General features: G+C 63.1%; 13 protein-coding genes and 1 pseudogene. 9 read left to right on the top strand and 5 right to left on the bottom strand.

From position 1 onward, the window contains the following. Positions 1–46: 46 nt before the first annotated feature. Together JCM17207_RS02750 and JCM17207_RS02745 are read left to right on the top strand one after the other, a co-directional pair. Positions 47–517, top strand: a complete 471-nt coding sequence (locus JCM17207_RS02750) for an AraC family transcriptional regulator (protein WP_238316145.1) — start codon at positions 47–49, stop codon at positions 515–517. A gap of 35 nt (positions 518–552) precedes the next feature. Beyond that, positions 553–972, top strand: a complete 420-nt coding sequence (locus JCM17207_RS02745; protein ID WP_238316144.1) for a hypothetical protein — start codon at positions 553–555, stop codon at positions 970–972. 203 nt (positions 973–1175) lie between these two features. Here JCM17207_RS02745 and JCM17207_RS02740 read toward each other — a convergent pair whose 3' ends face one another. The 3 genes from JCM17207_RS02740 to JCM17207_RS02730 all read right to left on the bottom strand — a co-directional run bounded on the left by JCM17207_RS02740 (position 1176) and on the right by JCM17207_RS02730 (position 7257). Continuing rightward, the gene (locus JCM17207_RS02740) at positions 1176–3941 is read right to left on the bottom strand and encodes an AAA family ATPase (RefSeq protein WP_238316143.1); all 2766 of its coding nucleotides are present in this window, start codon (positions 3939–3941) and stop codon (positions 1176–1178) included. Beyond that, complete coding sequence (locus JCM17207_RS02735) at positions 3938–5077, bottom strand: exonuclease SbcCD subunit D (RefSeq protein WP_238316142.1); 1140 nt, start codon at positions 5075–5077, stop codon at positions 3938–3940. Before JCM17207_RS02735 ends, JCM17207_RS02740 begins: the two co-directional genes overlap by 4 nt. 152 nt (positions 5078–5229) lie before the next feature. Further along, positions 5230–7257: an FAD-dependent oxidoreductase gene (locus tag JCM17207_RS02730; protein WP_238316141.1), complete on the bottom strand. Its 2028-nt coding sequence runs from the start codon at positions 7255–7257 to the stop codon at positions 5230–5232. Between the two features lie 175 nt (positions 7258–7432). Between JCM17207_RS02730 and JCM17207_RS02725 the strand changes: the two genes are divergently transcribed. From JCM17207_RS02725 to JCM17207_RS02710, 4 genes are all read left to right on the top strand, one after another. Beyond that, entirely contained in the window at positions 7433–8680 is a 1248-nt protein-coding gene (locus JCM17207_RS02725; RefSeq protein ID WP_238316140.1) for a PucR family transcriptional regulator, read from the top strand. An 81-nt stretch (positions 8681–8761) separates the two neighbouring features. Then, complete coding sequence (locus JCM17207_RS02720) at positions 8762–9688, top strand: ribonuclease Z (protein ID WP_238316139.1); 927 nt, start codon at positions 8762–8764, stop codon at positions 9686–9688. Next, positions 9685–10941: a CCA tRNA nucleotidyltransferase gene (locus JCM17207_RS02715; RefSeq protein ID WP_238316138.1), complete on the top strand. Its 1257-nt coding sequence runs from the start codon at positions 9685–9687 to the stop codon at positions 10939–10941. Before JCM17207_RS02720 ends, JCM17207_RS02715 begins: the two co-directional genes overlap by 4 nt. Then, complete coding sequence (locus JCM17207_RS02710; RefSeq protein WP_238316137.1) at positions 10938–11693, top strand: tRNA threonylcarbamoyladenosine dehydratase; 756 nt, start codon at positions 10938–10940, stop codon at positions 11691–11693. The genes JCM17207_RS02715 and JCM17207_RS02710 overlap by 4 nt, the downstream gene beginning before the upstream one ends. Positions 11694–11748: 55 nt before the next feature. On the opposite strand, the gene pepT is transcribed toward JCM17207_RS02710, so the two are convergent. After that, complete coding sequence (gene pepT, locus JCM17207_RS02705) at positions 11749–12966, bottom strand: peptidase T (protein WP_238316136.1); 1218 nt, start codon at positions 12964–12966, stop codon at positions 11749–11751. A 110-nt stretch (positions 12967–13076) separates the two neighbouring features. On the opposite strand from pepT, the pseudogene JCM17207_RS13815 reads away from it, so the two are divergent. Further along, positions 13077–13754 (top strand): annotated as a pseudogene (locus JCM17207_RS13815) (acyltransferase family protein); the annotation flags it as partial. A gap of 55 nt (positions 13755–13809) precedes the next feature. Beyond that, positions 13810–14175, top strand: coding sequence for a hypothetical protein (locus JCM17207_RS13810; protein ID WP_373871913.1), 366 nt, complete (start codon positions 13810–13812; stop codon positions 14173–14175). A 72-nt stretch (positions 14176–14247) separates the two neighbouring features. Here the strand turns inward: JCM17207_RS13810 and JCM17207_RS02695 are convergent, their stop codons facing one another. Next, positions 14248–14634 carry a hypothetical protein gene (locus JCM17207_RS02695; protein WP_238316134.1) on the bottom strand — a complete coding sequence of 129 codons (387 nt, stop codon included), beginning with the start codon at positions 14632–14634 and terminating at the stop codon, positions 14248–14250. A 173-nt stretch (positions 14635–14807) separates the two neighbouring features. On the opposite strand from JCM17207_RS02695, the gene JCM17207_RS02690 reads away from it, so the two are divergent. After that, positions 14808–15797, top strand: coding sequence for a D-isomer specific 2-hydroxyacid dehydrogenase family protein (locus tag JCM17207_RS02690; protein ID WP_238316133.1), 990 nt, complete (start codon positions 14808–14810; stop codon positions 15795–15797). Positions 15798–15974 lie beyond the last annotated feature (177 nt).

The following is a 15974-nucleotide window of genomic DNA, read 5'->3' as shown; positions in this document are numbered from 1 at the left end:
TGATTTCAGACATCGATGTACTTCTATCCGAACTGGAGATACCATTGTGCCATTTTATTTAAGTGTACAAAAAGAAACTATGAAGCCTTCCGCTTTCCTTTTCATGCGAAGGGTAGGAGCATATGGCCCTGAAAACCATCAGCTGATGGACCGCATGAAAAGATGGATCAGGAACCATGGTTTGTGGAACGAACAAACTGTAATTCTTGGAATTCCAAGGGACAATCCATCCTTGGTAAAGGCCGAGGAATGCCGCTACGATGTCTGCATGATTTGGGAGAAAGAACCGGCACCTCATGGAGACGGCGTTGCGCCGGGGCAATTCAGCGGCGGGCTGTATGCCGTATTTCTGCTGGAACACACCGCAGAGGCCGTTCAAGCCGGATGGAGTGAATATCGCTCTGCGCTGTCCGCGTTGGGGTATACCCCGGATGAGGCTAAACCCGCCATGGAACGTTACCAAAACCAATTGGTGGATCGGCACCTCTGCGAGTTGTGTGTTCCGATCTTACCGTAAACCGCCGGAAAGAAAAAGAAAGGCAGGGCGCCGGGATGAAAGAGCTTTTGATATTGCCAATTCTATTTGCTGCGGTGTTTGGCCTGGTTTATCTTCTCTATCGCAATGGCATTGGCGTGATCAACTCCAAAGCCGCTCTGATGTATCAGGGTTACCCCCGGGTTGGGAGAAACAGAAACCGCATCAAAGCCAAATTTATATCCTGCCGTGGGACCACCAAACGGGTGATTTGTCTCCGACCTGAGAGGATGTATCGCTTTGTTTTTTCATCCGCTGTCACCAAAGGAACTGTTTGGATAGAAATCAGCGACAAGGAGAGCGAACATCCGCTCGTACTGGATCAGCAGCACCCCTGCGCGAACATTTCTGTTAGACGGGGAGGCAGGCTGTTTGTTACCACCCGATTTACCAAGGCAAACGGAGAATATGAGCTTTCCTGGGATCTGCTGGAATGAGATCCAGCCCTGTGGTTCAAGCGATTTCAACCTCCCATAATTTCCGGCAGGGATCTGCCGGAAAACGGTTCGTCTCAAAAAAGATGCAAACAATCCGGGACCTTTGAAAGCACGCTGCGCTTAAAAGGTCCCGGATTGTTTTTTCATCCCGTTTTGCAGTGCAAGTTGCTGTTGCAGTTTGATTTTGCAGCAGCCTTTTCCCATCACCCGCAGACGATCTCGGCCCGGCTGCCGCCGGAACGGGTCTTGGTGACAACGATCTGTTTTTCGATCCGGTTTTTCAGCTCGGCCACATGGGAGATAATCCCCACCAGACGGTCCCCGCTGCTGAGCCGGATCAAGGACTCCATGGCCAGCCGGAGGGTCTCCTCGTCCAGGGTGCCGAAGCCCTCGTCGATGAACATGGCCTGAATCTGGACGCCCCCTGCCGCGGCCTGGACCACGTCCGCCAGCCCCAGGGCCAGGGACAGGGAGGCCAAGAAGGACTCGCCGCCCGACAGGGTTTTGATGTCCCGGCGGGTGCCGTTGTAGTGGTCCAGAACTTCCAGTTCCAGGCCGCTGGCCCGGCGCAGATCCTCGGATTTTTCCCGCCGGCAGAGCTCGTACTGGCCCCCCGACATCTCCAAAAAGCGGTGATTGGCCTGGCGGAGAATCCGGTCGAAGTAGCTGCGGAGGATATAAGTCTCAAAGTCCACCTTTTCCTTGCCCGAGACGCTGCCCGTGGCCGTATCCGCCAGCCCCTTGACCATCTGCAAGCGGTCGGCCAGGGCGGCGGCCTGGGCGCTCTGGTTCTGGATGCCCTCCAAGGCGGCCCGGTTCTGGATTAGCCGGGCGGAGATTTCCTCGCTCTGGGCGGTGAGTTCGGCCTGCCGGCTCTTGAGCTGGGCCCAGCGGGCGCGGGCCGATTCCAGATCCATCGGTTCGGCCCCGGCCAGCTGGCTTTCCAGGGAGTGGATCACCCCTTCGGCCCCGGCCAGGGCGGCGGCGATCCGCTGGGCGTTCTGGTCGGCCCGCTCCATAGCGGACTGGATGGCCTTGGCGGCGTTCTGCTTTTCGGCCAGGGCCGCCCGGGCCGCCGGGCCGTCCGGCCAGGAGAGGGTTTCTTCCAGCTGAGCCAGGGCGGCGGCCCCCGCCTTTTCCTGTTCGGCCAGCTGGATGCAGTACCGCTCCCCGTTCTCCACCCGGGTGCGGAGGGTCTCGATCTTCTCGGCCCACTGGGTGAGCTTTGCGTTTAATTCGGTCTGACGCTGGGCCCGCTGGCCTGCCTCCTGGAGGGCCTGGGCGGCGGCCTGGGTCTCCGCGGCCAGCCGGGCCAGGGCCGCCGTCAGCTGTTCGGGCAGAGCCTCGGGAACAGGGCCCTCAGCGGGGAGGTTCGCCATCTCTTCCCGAAGAGCGGCGGCCTGCTGTTCGGCCCGGCCCTTGGCGGCGCTGGCGGCCTCGGCGGCCTTCTGGGCCCGGGCAGAGGCGGCCTCCCACCCGGCCCGCAGCCCTTCCAGCTCTTCCTCCGAGACGGCCCCCGCCGGGGGCGGCGCCGGGTTGGGGTGGTGGAGGGAGCCGCAGACCGGACAGGGCGCGCCCTCTTTCAGGTCCCGGGCCAGCAGCCCCGCCTTCTCCTGGCGGTAGAGGGTGCTTTGGCGGTCGTATTCTTCCAGGGCCTGCTTTGCTTCGGCTTCCGCCTGCTGATAGGCGGCCTGGGCCTGCCGGAGCAGCCGGGCCCCGGTCTGCCAGTTCTTTCCGGCGGCGGTCAGACGCTCCTGCCGGGCCTGCCACTCTTTCAGAGCCTGCTCGGCCCGGACCCGGTCGGCCTCGGCGTTCTGGAGAGGTTCAGCCTCCGCTTGGGCCGCCGTATAGAGGGCGGCCAGTTGTTCCCGCTGGGCTTTCAGCCCGGCCAGACCCTTTTGGGCCCGGGCCAAATCCTCCGCCCGGGTGCGGGCCTGGCGGCGGTATTCCTCCCGGCGGTCGTAGTCGGGCAGCTGGTGTTCCAGGGCGGCGGCTTCTTTTTGGAGCTGCTCCATCTCCCCCTGCCGGGCCCGGGCGGCGGCCTGGGTCTGGCGGGCAGCGGCCTGCTCGGCTTCCAGGGTGATCTTCCGGCCCTGGGCCGCCGCCAGTTCCTGGCGGGATTTCTGCCGCTCCTGTTCCAGGGAGATCTGGCCTGCCAGCTCGTTCATGGCCTGGGTGAGTTCGGCCTGCTGTTCGGTGAGGGCGGTTTTCTCCCCCTCGTCGGCGGTCAGCAGCTGTTCCAAAAGCCCCGCCAGCTGGGAGGTGGGCAGGCCCCCCGCCCGGGCCAGGGCCGCCTGTTCCGCCAGAGGAGAGTCATCGGGGCACTGGACCCCGGCGGCATACCGGGCGATCCCCCCTTGCAGGCTCTTTTGCTGATCCATCAGCCGGGCGGCCTCCTCCCCCAGCAGTTTCTGGGCCCGGGCATAGATCCGGGTATCGAAAATCTTCTGGAAGATTTCCCGCCGCCGGTCGCTCTCGGCCTGCAAAAGCTCGAGGAAATCCCCCTGGGCGATCATGGCGATCTGCTTGAACTGGTCCCGGTTGATCCCCAGCAGTTCCACAATCTTTTCGGTGACCTGGGTTTTCTTGGTGATGATGGTACCGTCCGGGCAGAGGAGGGTCGCCTCGGCCCCTTTCAGGGTGTTCTTGCCGCTCCGCTTGGAAAACCGCTCGTACTCGGGCTGGCGGCGGACGGTGTACTCCCGGCCCTGGTGGAGAAAGGTCAGCTCCACAAAGGTTTCCTGGCTGTCCGACTCGGCGTACATGCTGCGGAAAGACCGCTCCCGCCGGTCCTTGCCGCTGTCCTTGCCGTAGAGGGCAAAGGTGATGGCGTCAAAAATGGTGGATTTGCCCGCGCCGGTGTCGCCGGTAATCAGGTAGAGCCCGCTGTCCCCCAGCAGGGTAAAATCCAGCGTTTCCAGACCCGCATAGGGTCCAAAGGCAGAAAGGGTCAGTTTCAGCGGTCTCATCCTTGTTCCTCCTGTGCACGCTCCAGAATCCCGGCCAGGCAGGCCCGCTCGGCTTCCTCCATGGGGCGGCCGTTCTGTTTGGTGAAGAGCTCGTCAAACAGTTCCAGGGGGGAGCGCTCCTCCACCTTGTCCGGCGTATCCAGGGTGAAGCTGGACCGAGTGCGGGTGTTGTCGTATTCCAGGGCCATCATGTAGGGGTAGTGTTTCCGCAGTTCCCCCGCCGCGTTGAACACTTCCTGCTCGTCGGTGAGGACGATCCGCAGGTAGCAATCCTTTTGGGCAACATACCGGTCGGCCGCACCGGGTCCGGTGAGGTCGGCATAGGTTCCCCGCAGCTCGGCCAGATCCCGGGCGGGGGTCAGGGGGACGGTGCGCAGTTCCACCCGGCCTTTTTCGGCCAGCTCTACCACCGTCACCGATTTTTTGTGATTCAGCTCGGAGAAGGAATATTTCAGCGGGGTGCCGCAGTAGCGGACGGTGGGCCGACCCACCTGCTGGGGGCCGTGGATGTGCCCCAGGGCCACATAGTCGAAGGGCTCGAACACCGCCGCGTCCACGTTGTCGGTGCCCCCCACCGAGAGTTCCTCCGACTGGCAGCGCTGGGCCCCGGTGACGAACTGGTGGGACACCAGAATATTCCGCCGGTCCGGGTCCAGGGGCATATGCCGGACGGCACAGGCCACCGCGTCGGTATAGGAGGCGATCTCCTCTTCGGGGAAGCTGTGGCGGACCTGGGCGGGTTTCACAAAAGGCAAAAGCCAGACATCCGCCGGGCCGTATTCGTCCTCCAGGGTGACGGGGGCGACGGCCCCCTCATACACCGGGGAGACGTGGATGCCCGGCCGCATCAGCCGCCCGCCGAAGGCCAGGCGCTCGGCGGAGTCGTGGTTGCCGCTGATGAGGAAAATCTGGGGGCAAACGTCTGATAGGCCCACCAGAAACTCGTCCAGCGCCAAGACCGCCCCCTCGGAGGGGATGGCTTTGTCGTAGACGTCCCCGGCGATGAGGACGGCGTCGGGGTGTTCGGCGGCGGTGATCTCCAGGATTTGTTTAAGGATGTATTTTTGGTCCTCCACCATGGAAAAGCCGTTGACCAGCTTGCCCAGATGGAGGTCGGAAAGATGCAGCAGTTTCACGAAAAAGTTCCTCCCGCCGGTAGATAACCGGGTTTTCTCTCCCCCATTCTCCCACAGCTCTTCTATAATTGCAAGGGTGCAAAAAGCTGCACCCCTGGCGCAGTCCAAAGACCGGAACCAGAGGTGCAGCAAAGATTCTTTCTTGATTCAGCTTAGAGGGAGGCCAGGTGCTTGCCCAGCTCGCGGCCCAGGGTCTGGGCCATGCCCACGCTGACGCCGGCGATGGGGGTGCTGTACTGGACGCCGAAGCGGCGGCCGCAGCAGTTGCCGGTGGCGTACAGGCCGGGGATCACATCCAGGTGCTCATCGTAGACGTTCTGGTCGTTGTCGGTCCAGAGGCCGCCGGTGGTGCAGAGGAACTCATACCCGGCGTAGATGTCCTTGGCGAAGCCGTAGTAGGGGGCCTTTGCCACCGGGAAGAGGACGCTGGGGTCCTTGCCGTAGTCGTCGTCGTAGCCGGCGGCGCACTTGGCGTTGTAGTTCTCCACGGAAGCAAGGAAGTTCTCCTTCTTCTCGCCGGTCAGGCCCAGCCGGTCGGCCAGCTGATCCAGGGTGTCGGCGGCGAACAGCCGGATGGTGCCGCCGGTCATGGTCAGGCACTCGTCCACGCCCTCGTCCCCGGCGGCGACTGCGTCGGCCAGGGCCTTCTCCAGGCTGGCCTTGTAGGTGGGATCGTTGACGAAAGCAGAGCCGTGGCCCGCGGGGAAGGACTGGAGCTGCTCATAGATGTCGGCGTCAAAGACGCTGTAAATGGTGCCCTTGTGGCGGGCAGCCTCGGCGCCGGCAAAGACGGGGTCACCAAAGGCCTCGTTGCAGAAGCGGTTGCAGTCGTTGTCCAGCCAGAGGTTGCCGCAGGAACCCAGCAGTCCGCTGGGGAAGAAGAAGGTGCCGCCCATGGTGGACAGGGGGCCCGGCTCCAGCTTGCCGCCGGCCCAGACACCCATCTTGATGCCCTTGCCGTCCCGGTCCATGCCGGTGATCTTCTTGCCGTCGCCGGTGTAGTTCAGAGCGTTGATGTTGGGGCAGAGCTCGTCCACCATCTCGGCGTCGGCGGAGAAGTCGCCCGCTGCCAGGACAACGCCCTTGGTGCCGTTGTAACGGACATAGCCGTTCTCGGTCTTGGCGATCACGCCGGTGACCCGGCCGGTGGAATCCTTCTCCAGGTACTGGGCGTCGTTGCTGTAAAAGACCTGGACGCCCTTCTCGATGATGTACTGGGTGATCAGCTTGCTGTGGGCGGTGACGGTGTAGTCCCCCTCAAAGAAGATGCCGGGGAACTGAGCGGTGCCGTTCCAGAACTTCTGGCCGGCCAGCTCGCCCTTGAAGTTTTTGGGGTAGGGGTTATGGAAGGCTCGCAGCTGCTTTTTGCCCTCCTCGTCGCCCAGCTCCATGAACCAGTCGAAGGTCTCGCCGCAGTTCTTCAGGTACTTCATCACCAGGGTGGGGTTGGACATATTGCAGCCCCGGAGCTGCCAGTCGTTCAGCACCTCCACGGGGTCCACCTCGGGGATGCCCTGGTCCTTCAGCCACTGGGAGTTGATGTGGCCAAAGTCGCAGCCGGTCCAGGCGTGGTTCTCCTCGCTCATCTTCTCGATGACGATGACCGAAGCGCCGCCCTCCATGGCAGCGCGGGCGCAGGCCAGACCCGCCTGGCCCAGGCCGATGACCACCACGTCGGCTTCCAGGGTGTCGGCGATGTTCTCCTCGGGGATGGCCTCGGGGGCAGTGCGCCAGCTGATGGTCTCGGTCTGGACGTTCAGGGTCTCGGGGTCAACGCCCTTGGCCTCAGCGATACATTTTGCAGCGGCCTCCTTGATGGCGTTGGAGGTGATGGTGGCGCCCGAAACGGCATCCACCTCGCTGGTCTGGGCCTCCAGGATGGTGTTGGCCAGCTCCTCGGCGGCCACGCCGCCGATGCTCTCGGTCTCACCGGAAGCGTCGATGACCACCTCGGTGATCTTCTCGGCGTCGAAGGTCATGGTCACAGAGACGTCGCCGTTGATACCGGCGGCGGTGGCGGTGTAAGTACCGGCGGTATAGCCGTTCTGAGCCGCTGCGCTGGACGCGCTGGCGGCGGTGCTGCTGGCGGACTCGCAGGCGGACAGAGCCCCTGCGGTGACGCCGCCCATGGCAGCGGCGGCAGCCAGTTTCAGGAAACCTTTACGACTGATCTTTTTCATCTTGTTCTCCTTCTGTCTGATCCAAAGCCGTTTTGACCCCGGTGTGGCGGGGCCCTTATTCGTTAGTAGTATAACAAACGAATCTCCTGAAATCATCGGATAAACGCGGCAAAAAAGGGGCATTTTCGGGCTTTTTATGCTATAATAATTGAAAAAGTACTTTTAGGAGGTTCAAATGGAGCATCTGGAATCTTTTCGGCGGATGCTGCTGGAACAGCTGGCCGCCGGGGGCGGGCTGGAAGCGCTGGTCCAGGCAGCCGGGAAATACCTGGGCCAGAGTTTTTCGGTCTGCGACGCGGCCTATACCCTGCTGGCCACCGCCGCCCCCAAAGAGGACGACGGGGTCTTTGTGCCCCAGGCATCGGGGCGGTGGATCATGCGGCCCGAGATCGTGGAGGAATTGCAGCAGAAAGGGATCACCGCCCAGCTGCAAAAAAGCCGGGAGGCTTTTTCCCTCTACAATGCTTCCAGCGGGCTCTGGGAGGTATTCTGCGCTCTCTCCACCCACAAACAGGTGACGGGGTATCTCTTTCTGCGGTCGAAAGAGCAGCCGGACCCCGCCGGCCTGGAACGCTGGTCCGCCCTGGCCCAAGCCCTTTCGGTAGAGCTGCAAAAGGGAGAGTACAACATCCCCGGCCCCCGCCAGCCCGCACAGGCGGAAATTTTCCGCCAGTTGGTGGAGGGGGAAATCTCGGATGAAGGACTGATCCTCCAGCGGCTGCAGCAGACCGGGTGGCGGCCCGGCGGGCCCTACCGGCTGGGGTGCCTGGTCTGTCTGGAAGCGCCTCTTTTCTCCGGGCTGGGGCACGAGCCGCTATTGCAGCAGGTGGGGGACCTTCTGCCCGGGAGCCTCTGCTGCTGGGGGCGGGAGAACCTGCTGCTTCTCACCCCGGCGGCTCTGCTGGGCCCGGAAGAACCGGTGAAGCTCCTCCACTGGCTGGGGTACCACCAGTTCACCCTGGCGGTGAGCATGCCCTTTGACCCTCTGCTGGAAGCCCCCCAGGCCCACGCCCAGGCGCAAACCATGGTGAAAGCCCTTTTGCGCTGCGCCCAGGCCCGGGCTCCCCGGCTGCCGGGGCCCATCTGCCGGTTTGAGGAACATTTCCCCCTGGCCTGTTTTCTCCTCTCCCACCCGGCCCGTCAGGCGGAAGCCTGCCTCCACCCCCACATCCGGCTGTTCCGGGAGCACGACCGGACCCGTGGCACCGCCTATATCCCCACCCTGCGGGCCTACTTCGCCCACAACCGGAGCACCACCGCCGCTGCTGCGGCCCTTTACATCCACAAGACCACCCTGTTTTACCGGCTGGAACAGATGGAAAAGTTGGCGGGTCCCTTTTTGAAGGACCCGAAACACCTGTTTTTATACGAATACTCTCTGGGGCTGCTGGATCTTCTGCCCGAGAAACCCGGCGAGGGCTAACGCCCCATACCCCCGTTGGCATCCGCCGAATCTTTGTGGTAAAATAAGAGCGTTTAAATCTTTTCCGGGAGGTGAAACGCCATGATAACTGTCACCCTATTGGGCACCGCCGCCACCATGCCTCTGCCCGACCGCGCCCTGACCGCCGCGGTGCTGGAATGCAGCGGCCACAGCCTGCTCTTTGACTGCGGCGAGGGCACCCAGGCCGCCGCCCGCCGGGCCGGGGTCAGCCTGATGAAGCTGGACGGAATCTGTCTGACCCACTGGCACGGGGATCATATTTTCGGGCTGCCGGGCCTGTTGCAGACCTTGGGCTGCCAGGGGCGGGAAAAGCCCCTGGCCCTCTTCGCCCCGGCCGGGGACGCCGGACTGCTGGAAGCCCTGCGGGCTCTGGCCGGGCCGCTGCCCTATCCTCTGCGGCCCGCCCTTTTGCCGCCGGAGGGGCTCGACCTGGCGGCGCTGGGCTGGCCCACCGGGGCGGCCCTCTCGGCCTTCCCCACCCGACACCGGGTAGCCAGCCAGGGGTATTGCTTCACCCTGGCCCGGGCCGGGAAGTTCGACCCCCAGCGGGCCCGGGCCCTGGGGGTTCCTATGCCCCTCTGGGGACGGCTGCAAAAGGGTGAAACGGTCTCCGCCGGGGAGAGGCTGGTCCGCCCCGAGGAAGTGCTGGGCCCGGCCCGGCGGGGGCTGCGGGTGGTTTTTTCCGGCGATACCGCCCCCTGCCCCGGCCTGGAGGAGGCCGCCCGGGGGGCAGATCTTCTGCTCTGCGACGCCACCTACCCCACCGACGACTACGCCGACCAGGCCGCCCTTTACGGCCACAGCACCTTCCCCCAATGCGGGGCGCTGGCGGCCCGGGCGGGGGGCCGGCGGCTCTGGCTGGTCCACTACTCCCCCATCATCCAGCAGCCCGAGGACTATCTCGGCGAGGCCCGAGCCGCCTTTCCGGCAGCGGAGTGCGGCGCCGACGGCAAACAGATCACCCTGCGCTTTGAGGAGGAACCATGACGCCAAATATCACCCTCGACCCCGGGGCGGCGACCCTGCTGGCTCAGCTCCACGCCGCCGGGTACAAAGCCTATGCTGTGGGGGGCTGCGTGCGGGACAGCCTTCTCGGCAAAGCCCCCGCTGACTGGGACCTCTGTACCAGCGCCCGGCCGGAACAAGTGCTCCTCCTGTTCGGAGAGGAGCAGTGCATCCCCACCGGGCTGAAACACGGGACGGTCACCGTCCGGCAGGGGGACAGCTTTTATGAGATCACCACCTTCCGGGTGGAGGGAGCCTACTCCGACGGCCGCCACCCCGACAAGGTGGATTTTGTGGCCGATGTGACCCAGGATCTGGCCCGGCGGGATTTCACCATCAACGCCATGGCCTATAATGAAAAAGAGGGTCTGGTGGACCCCTTCGGGGGGCGGGCGGACCTGGCGGCCCGGCAGGTGCGGGCCGTGGGGGACCCGGCCCGGCGGTTCGCCGAGGACAGCCTGCGGATTCTCCGGCTCTACCGCTTCGGGGCCCGGGAGGAGTTCTCCCTTGACCCGGCCACCCGGGCCGCGGCCCTGGCGCTGCGGGGCGGGCTGAAAAATATCTCCGCCGAGCGGATTTTGCAGGAAGTATCAAAACTCCTGCTGGCCCCCCGGCCCGGACGGTGGCTGGAACCGGCCTTGATGGAAGTCATCTTCCCCGCCCTGGACCCCCTGGGCCAGCCGGGGCGGTTCTCCGCCTGCTGCGCCGCCATTGATGCGGCCCCGGCGGATTTGCCCGTCCGGTTTGCGGCCCTGCTGGGTTCCTTAGGCCGGGAGGGCGCCGGGCAGGCCCTGCGGAGCCTGCGGCCCTCCAACGAGCTATTAAAACAGGTGTCGGAGCTGGCGGCGGAATGGGACTTCACCCCCGCCGGCACCCCCGCCGCCCGGCGGGTTCAGGCCCGGCATCTGCTGGCCCGGCTGAGCCCCCCGCAGACGGCGCGGCTGGTCGCCCTGGGGCGGGCCCGGACCGGCGGCCCGGAGTGGAACGCCCTGGGCGAAACCCTCGAAACCCTGACAAACGAAAACGCCTGCTGCCGGATCGGTCAGCTGGCCATCGGCGGGCAGGAACTGCAAGCCCTGGGCTTTGGGCCGGGGCGGGCTTTGGGCCAGGCTCTGGCCGCCCTGCTGGAGCAGGTTTTGGACGAAAAAATCCCCAACGAAAAAGCGGCTCTCTTAACCGCCGCCCGGGCCCTTTTGGCCCACACACAAGAGGAAAGGCAGGATCACATCCCATGAACGAACAACTCTCCCGCACCCGGCTTTTGCTGGGGCAGACCGGCATCGAGAAACTCCGGGCGGCCCGGGTGGCCGTCTTTGGCGTCGGCGGGGTGGGCGGCTACACCGTCGAGGCCCTGGCCCGCAGCGGGGTGGGCGCGCTGGATCTGATCGACGACGACCAGGTGTGTCTGTCCAACTTAAACCGGCAGATCATTGCCCTTCACAGCACCATCGGCCAATACAAGGTGGATGTGGCGGCGGCCCGGATCCACGACATCGACCCGGAAATTACCGTCCGCACCTACAAGACCTTCTACACCCCCGAGACGGCGGGGCAGTTCGATTTCACCCAATACGACTATGTGGTGGACGCCATCGACACCGTCACCGGCAAACTCTCCCTGGTGATGCAGGCCCAGGCCGCCGGGGTGCCCATCCTCTGCTGCATGGGGGCGGGCAACAAGCTGGACCCCACCCAGCTGGAGGTGGCCGACATCTACGAGACCTCGGTCTGCCCCCTGGCCCGGGTGATGCGGAACGAGTGCCGCAAACGGGGGGTCAAGCACCTGAAAGTGGTCTACTCCCGGGAGCCGGCCCTGACCCCCATCCCCGACCCGGAGGCCCCCGACGGGGGCACCCCCGCCGACGCCACCCGCCCCGGCGGGCCCCGGCGGGCCACCCCCGGCTCCACCGCCTTTGTGCCCTCGGTGGCCGGGCTGATCCTGGCCGGCGAGGTCATCAAGGATCTGGCCGGGTACAACCGCAAATAAACCGAAAAAGCCGCCGCAGGCCCAGCCCGCAGCGGCTTTTTGATTGATTTTACTCTTATTTTGCGTAGATGCCCACAATGTTCAAGAGGATCTCGGTGGCCTTGTCCATCCGCTCGGCGGTGATGCACTCGCACACCCCGTGGAAGTTGAACCCGCCGGTGCCCAGGTTCGGGCAGGGCAGGCCGTTCCAGCTCAGGGTGGCTCCATCGGTGCCGCCCCGGACCGGCACTTCCTCCGGTTCCAGACCTGCCATCCGCACGGCGGTGCGGGCAGTCTCGATCAGGTGGAAGTGGGGCAGGATCTTCTCGATCATGTTGCGGTAGCTGTCCTTGATTTCCACCGTCACGGTGCCCGGGCCGTACTTGCTGTTCAGGGCGTCGGCGATCTGGCGCAGGTTGTCCTTCTTGCACTCCAGCTTGTCGGCGTCGTGGTCCCGCAGGATATAGCCCAGCTTTGCGTCGGTGACGTCGCCGTACATCTGGCACAGGTGATAGAAGCCCTCCCGGCCCTCGGTGGTCTCGGGGCGGGCCATCACCGGCAGAGCCATATGGAACTCCATGGCCACGTTGGAGGCGTTGATCATCTTATCCTTGGCGCTGCCCGGGTGGACCGACAGGCCCCGGACGGTGACGGTGGCCGCCGCGGCGTTGAAGTTTTCGTACTCAATGTCCCCTGCGTCGCCGCCGTCCACAGTGTAGGCGAAGTCGGCCCCGAAGCCCGGGATATCAAAGAGCATGGCCCCCTCGCCGATCTCCTCGTCGGGGGTGAAGGCGATGCAGAGTTTGCCGTGGGGGCGGCCCTCGGCCTGGAGGGTCTCCACGGTGGTCATGATCTCGGCCACGCCCGCCTTGTCGTCGGCCCCCAACAGGGTAGTGCCGTCGGTGGTGATGAGGGTCTCTCCCTTCATCTTGGCCAGGAAGGGGAATTTCGCCACCTGCATCACCATGCCGGTGGCGGGCAGGGTCACATCCCGGCCGTCGTAGTTCTCGTGGAGGACGGGCTGGACGTTCTCACCGCTGGCGTCGTTGGCGGTATCCATGTGGGCGATGAGACCCAGGGCGGGTTTCCCCTCACAGCCCGGGGTGGCGGGCAGGGTGCCGTAGACGTAGCAGTGCTCGTCCACAAAAGCGTCCTCTACGCCCAGCGTTTTCAGCTCCTCCACCAGCATCCGGGCCAGGTCAAACTGGCGGGCGCTGGAGGGGTGGGTGCCCGAATTGGGGTCCGAGGTGGTATGGACCCGGACATATTGCAGCAGACGTTCGTATGCGCGCATAAGGTTTCTCTCCTTTTTATTGTATTCCGGCCGGCCTCCGGGGCCGCCGCAGATTTACTCCTGAAGATAGCATACTCTCTTTGGGGGCTTTTTACAAGCGGGGACCCAAAATGCGAACTTGTAGACAAGAAAAATATATGTTATCATTCCTTTGTCTAAGTCTATTTTTATATCAAAACAGAGGAGGGGGTTCTTTTGGATCCGCAAGCAAAAACCACCCAGCAAACCCAAACCAGCAGCCGGCTTGCCTATCTGGATATCCTGAGGGAATGGGGACGCTCCTGGTCCTTTTTGGTCACATTTACCTCAACGATGCGGCTTTCCGTTGGATCTATACCTTCCATATGCCGCTATTTTTCTTCGCGGCAGGCTGGGCCTATCGTGAAAAGCCCTTTTGGATTGACTTGAAACGCCGAGTTCAGACAATCCTCATTCCCTATTTTTGTTTTGGCACCCTTACACTGGGGTACTGGCTGCTGGTGGAGCGGCATTTTCGGGATACAGGGCTGGATCTCTCCACCGCTGTTTACGGTCTGTTTGCCGGGCAGTACGATTATCTCGGCTTTAATGTTCCGTTGTGGTTTCTGCCCTGTTTTTTTGTTCTGACTGTTTTCTTTAATTTGCTGGTCCGTCTCGGCGGGCAGAAGCTGGCCTTCGGCCTCTCTGCCCTGATGAGCCTGGTGTTTCTGCTGACTCCCCTGCCGTCCCTTCCCTGGGGAATCGACCGAACCTTCCGCTACATCGCTTTCTTTGCAATAGGGCACCTTCTCTCGGCCCACAACGCCGGGCCAATACTCCAGCAGCTCTATACCCCGGTCAAATGGGGGGGCCGCTCTGGGGTTATTGGGGTGCAGCATTTTTCTCTCCTTTTACTGCACAGAGACAGGGATTCGTTGGTTTCTCAACGGATTCGTCGGAATCTTGGCGGCTCTGCTTCTGGCTCTTCTGCTGAAGAAAAACGCGGTGCTGGAATATCTGGGCCGGATCAGCCTGATCGCCCTCTGTGTCCAGGGCCCAATCTACCGCGTGCTGGCCACCCTGGTTTCTATTCCTCTCCAAACAAGCACAGATGCCGTACGGTCAAACTTTTTGCTTGCCTCTCTCCTTGTTCTGATGACCCTGGTCCTCTGTATATTGGGATATAAATTCCTGGACCGGTTCGCCCCCTGGGCAATTGGCAAAACGGCAAAATACCGGCCCTGCCACTGACATTGCTTCTTCCTTCAACCCTCCCTGTTCGGGGAGGATTTTTCTTTTTTGTCAGAAGGCCTTTGAACCGACTCACCAGTTCTGCCGGGTGGGGCGGCTGGGGTCTCGCCCGAAGGAGATCTCCGGGTGGGCCGCCCGGAAAGCGTCCCGCAAAGCGTCCAGCTTCTTTTTCTCCTCGTAGTTGATGGCAAACTCCTGAAAGCCATCCCCGTGGGGGTACTCCACCACAAACATATAGGAGGAAAACGAGGAGACCTCCACCGTGGCTTCCAGGTGGCGGATGTACCACCGGTCAATGTCGGCATAGGCGATATAACCCCCGCCCAGCCCCAGCACCCGGTAGAGAAAAAGATGATGTTCCCCCAGGGCCACCCGCCCAAACCGCCGGGCTTCGGCGGCCTCGGCTTTCAGGGCGGCGGGGTCGGCGGGCTGGCCCGCCAGGCATCGCAACGGCAACAAAAGCATAGCTCTCTCCTGTTTCAAACAAAATCGTCTTTTTATATAAATAAATTGAAAAATTTTCAACATCTCCCCCCTCTGCTTCCAAACGTGCTATTATGGACACAATGAGAGCGCGGCCCTCTGCCGCCCCGGCAGGGCAGGCCGCTGTTTTTTGAGGGAGTGAATCAGAAATGAAGATTTTCTTTTATACCCTGCGCCCCTACGACGAGCTGGGCTTCGCCCAGAAACTGAGCCAGGAGTTCGGGGTCGAGTTCGGGGGCTGTGAGGAGTACCCCACCCTGGAAAATGCCGCTTTGGCGGCCGGCTATGACGCGGTCTCCTTTACCCCCTGCGACATGGGCACGGCCATGGTAGAACGGTTCCACGAGCTGGGGGTCAAGTACCTGTGCTGCCGGTCCATCGGCTTCGACCATGTGGACCGGGCCCGGGCCAAGGAGCTGGGGATGCCCGTCTCCAACGTGGACTACCCGCCCAACGGGGTGGCCAACTACGCCATCATGCTCATGATGATGTCCCTGCGCCGGGTGGGCCATATCCTCAAACGGGGCGAGGCCCAGGATTATTCCCTGAAAGGCAAGATCGGCCGGGATCTGTCGAGCTGCACGGTGGGCGTCATCGGCACCGGGCGGATCGGCCGGACGGTGCTCAAGCACCTGTCGGGCTTCGGCTGCAAGCTGCTGGCCTATGACCTCTACCCAAGCGCCGAGGCCGCCCAGTACGCCGAATATGTGGATCTGGACACCCTCTACGCCCAGTGCGACGTGATCACCCTCCACACCAACGCCACCGAGGAGAACCATCACCTCATTGACGCCGCCGCGCTGGAAAAGATGAAGCCGGGGGTGGTGCTGATCAACACCGCCCGGGGCAAGCTGATCGACAGCGACGCTCTGATCGCCGCCCTGGAACAGGGCAAGGTGGGGGCCGCCGCCCTGGATGTGCTGGAGAACGAGAACGGCCTGTACTATTACAACCGGGCCGGGGAGCCCATCCCCAACTCCGAGCTGGCCCTCTTCCGCAGTTTCCCCAACGTGATCCTCACCGACCACACAGCCTTCTACACCCAGCAGAACGTAGAGAGCATGGTCCGGGGGGTCTTTGAGAGCGTCGACGCCTTCTCGAAAGGCGAGGCCACCCGCCACGACGTCAGCCTGAAATAATCCGCCCCATTGTACAGCAAAAGGCGCCTCCCCCGCATGAACCGCCCCATATTGTGCGGACAGTACAAAAAAGAGGCCTGCAAGGGGTAGAAGTAAACGAATCAAAGACTGGCCTGGCGAAGCGAGAGCGGAGCCAGGCCAGTCTTTGTCTGGAGCCGCTCGTGGTTATAGAAGTGG

It is taken from the genome of Faecalibacterium gallinarum (genome assembly GCF_022180365.1).
GTDB classification, from domain to species: Bacteria; Bacillota; Clostridia; order Oscillospirales; family Ruminococcaceae; genus Faecalibacterium; species Faecalibacterium gallinarum.
The sequence above is the reverse complement of the archived record's forward strand: the minus strand, read 5'-3'. Positions and strand labels throughout refer to the sequence as shown.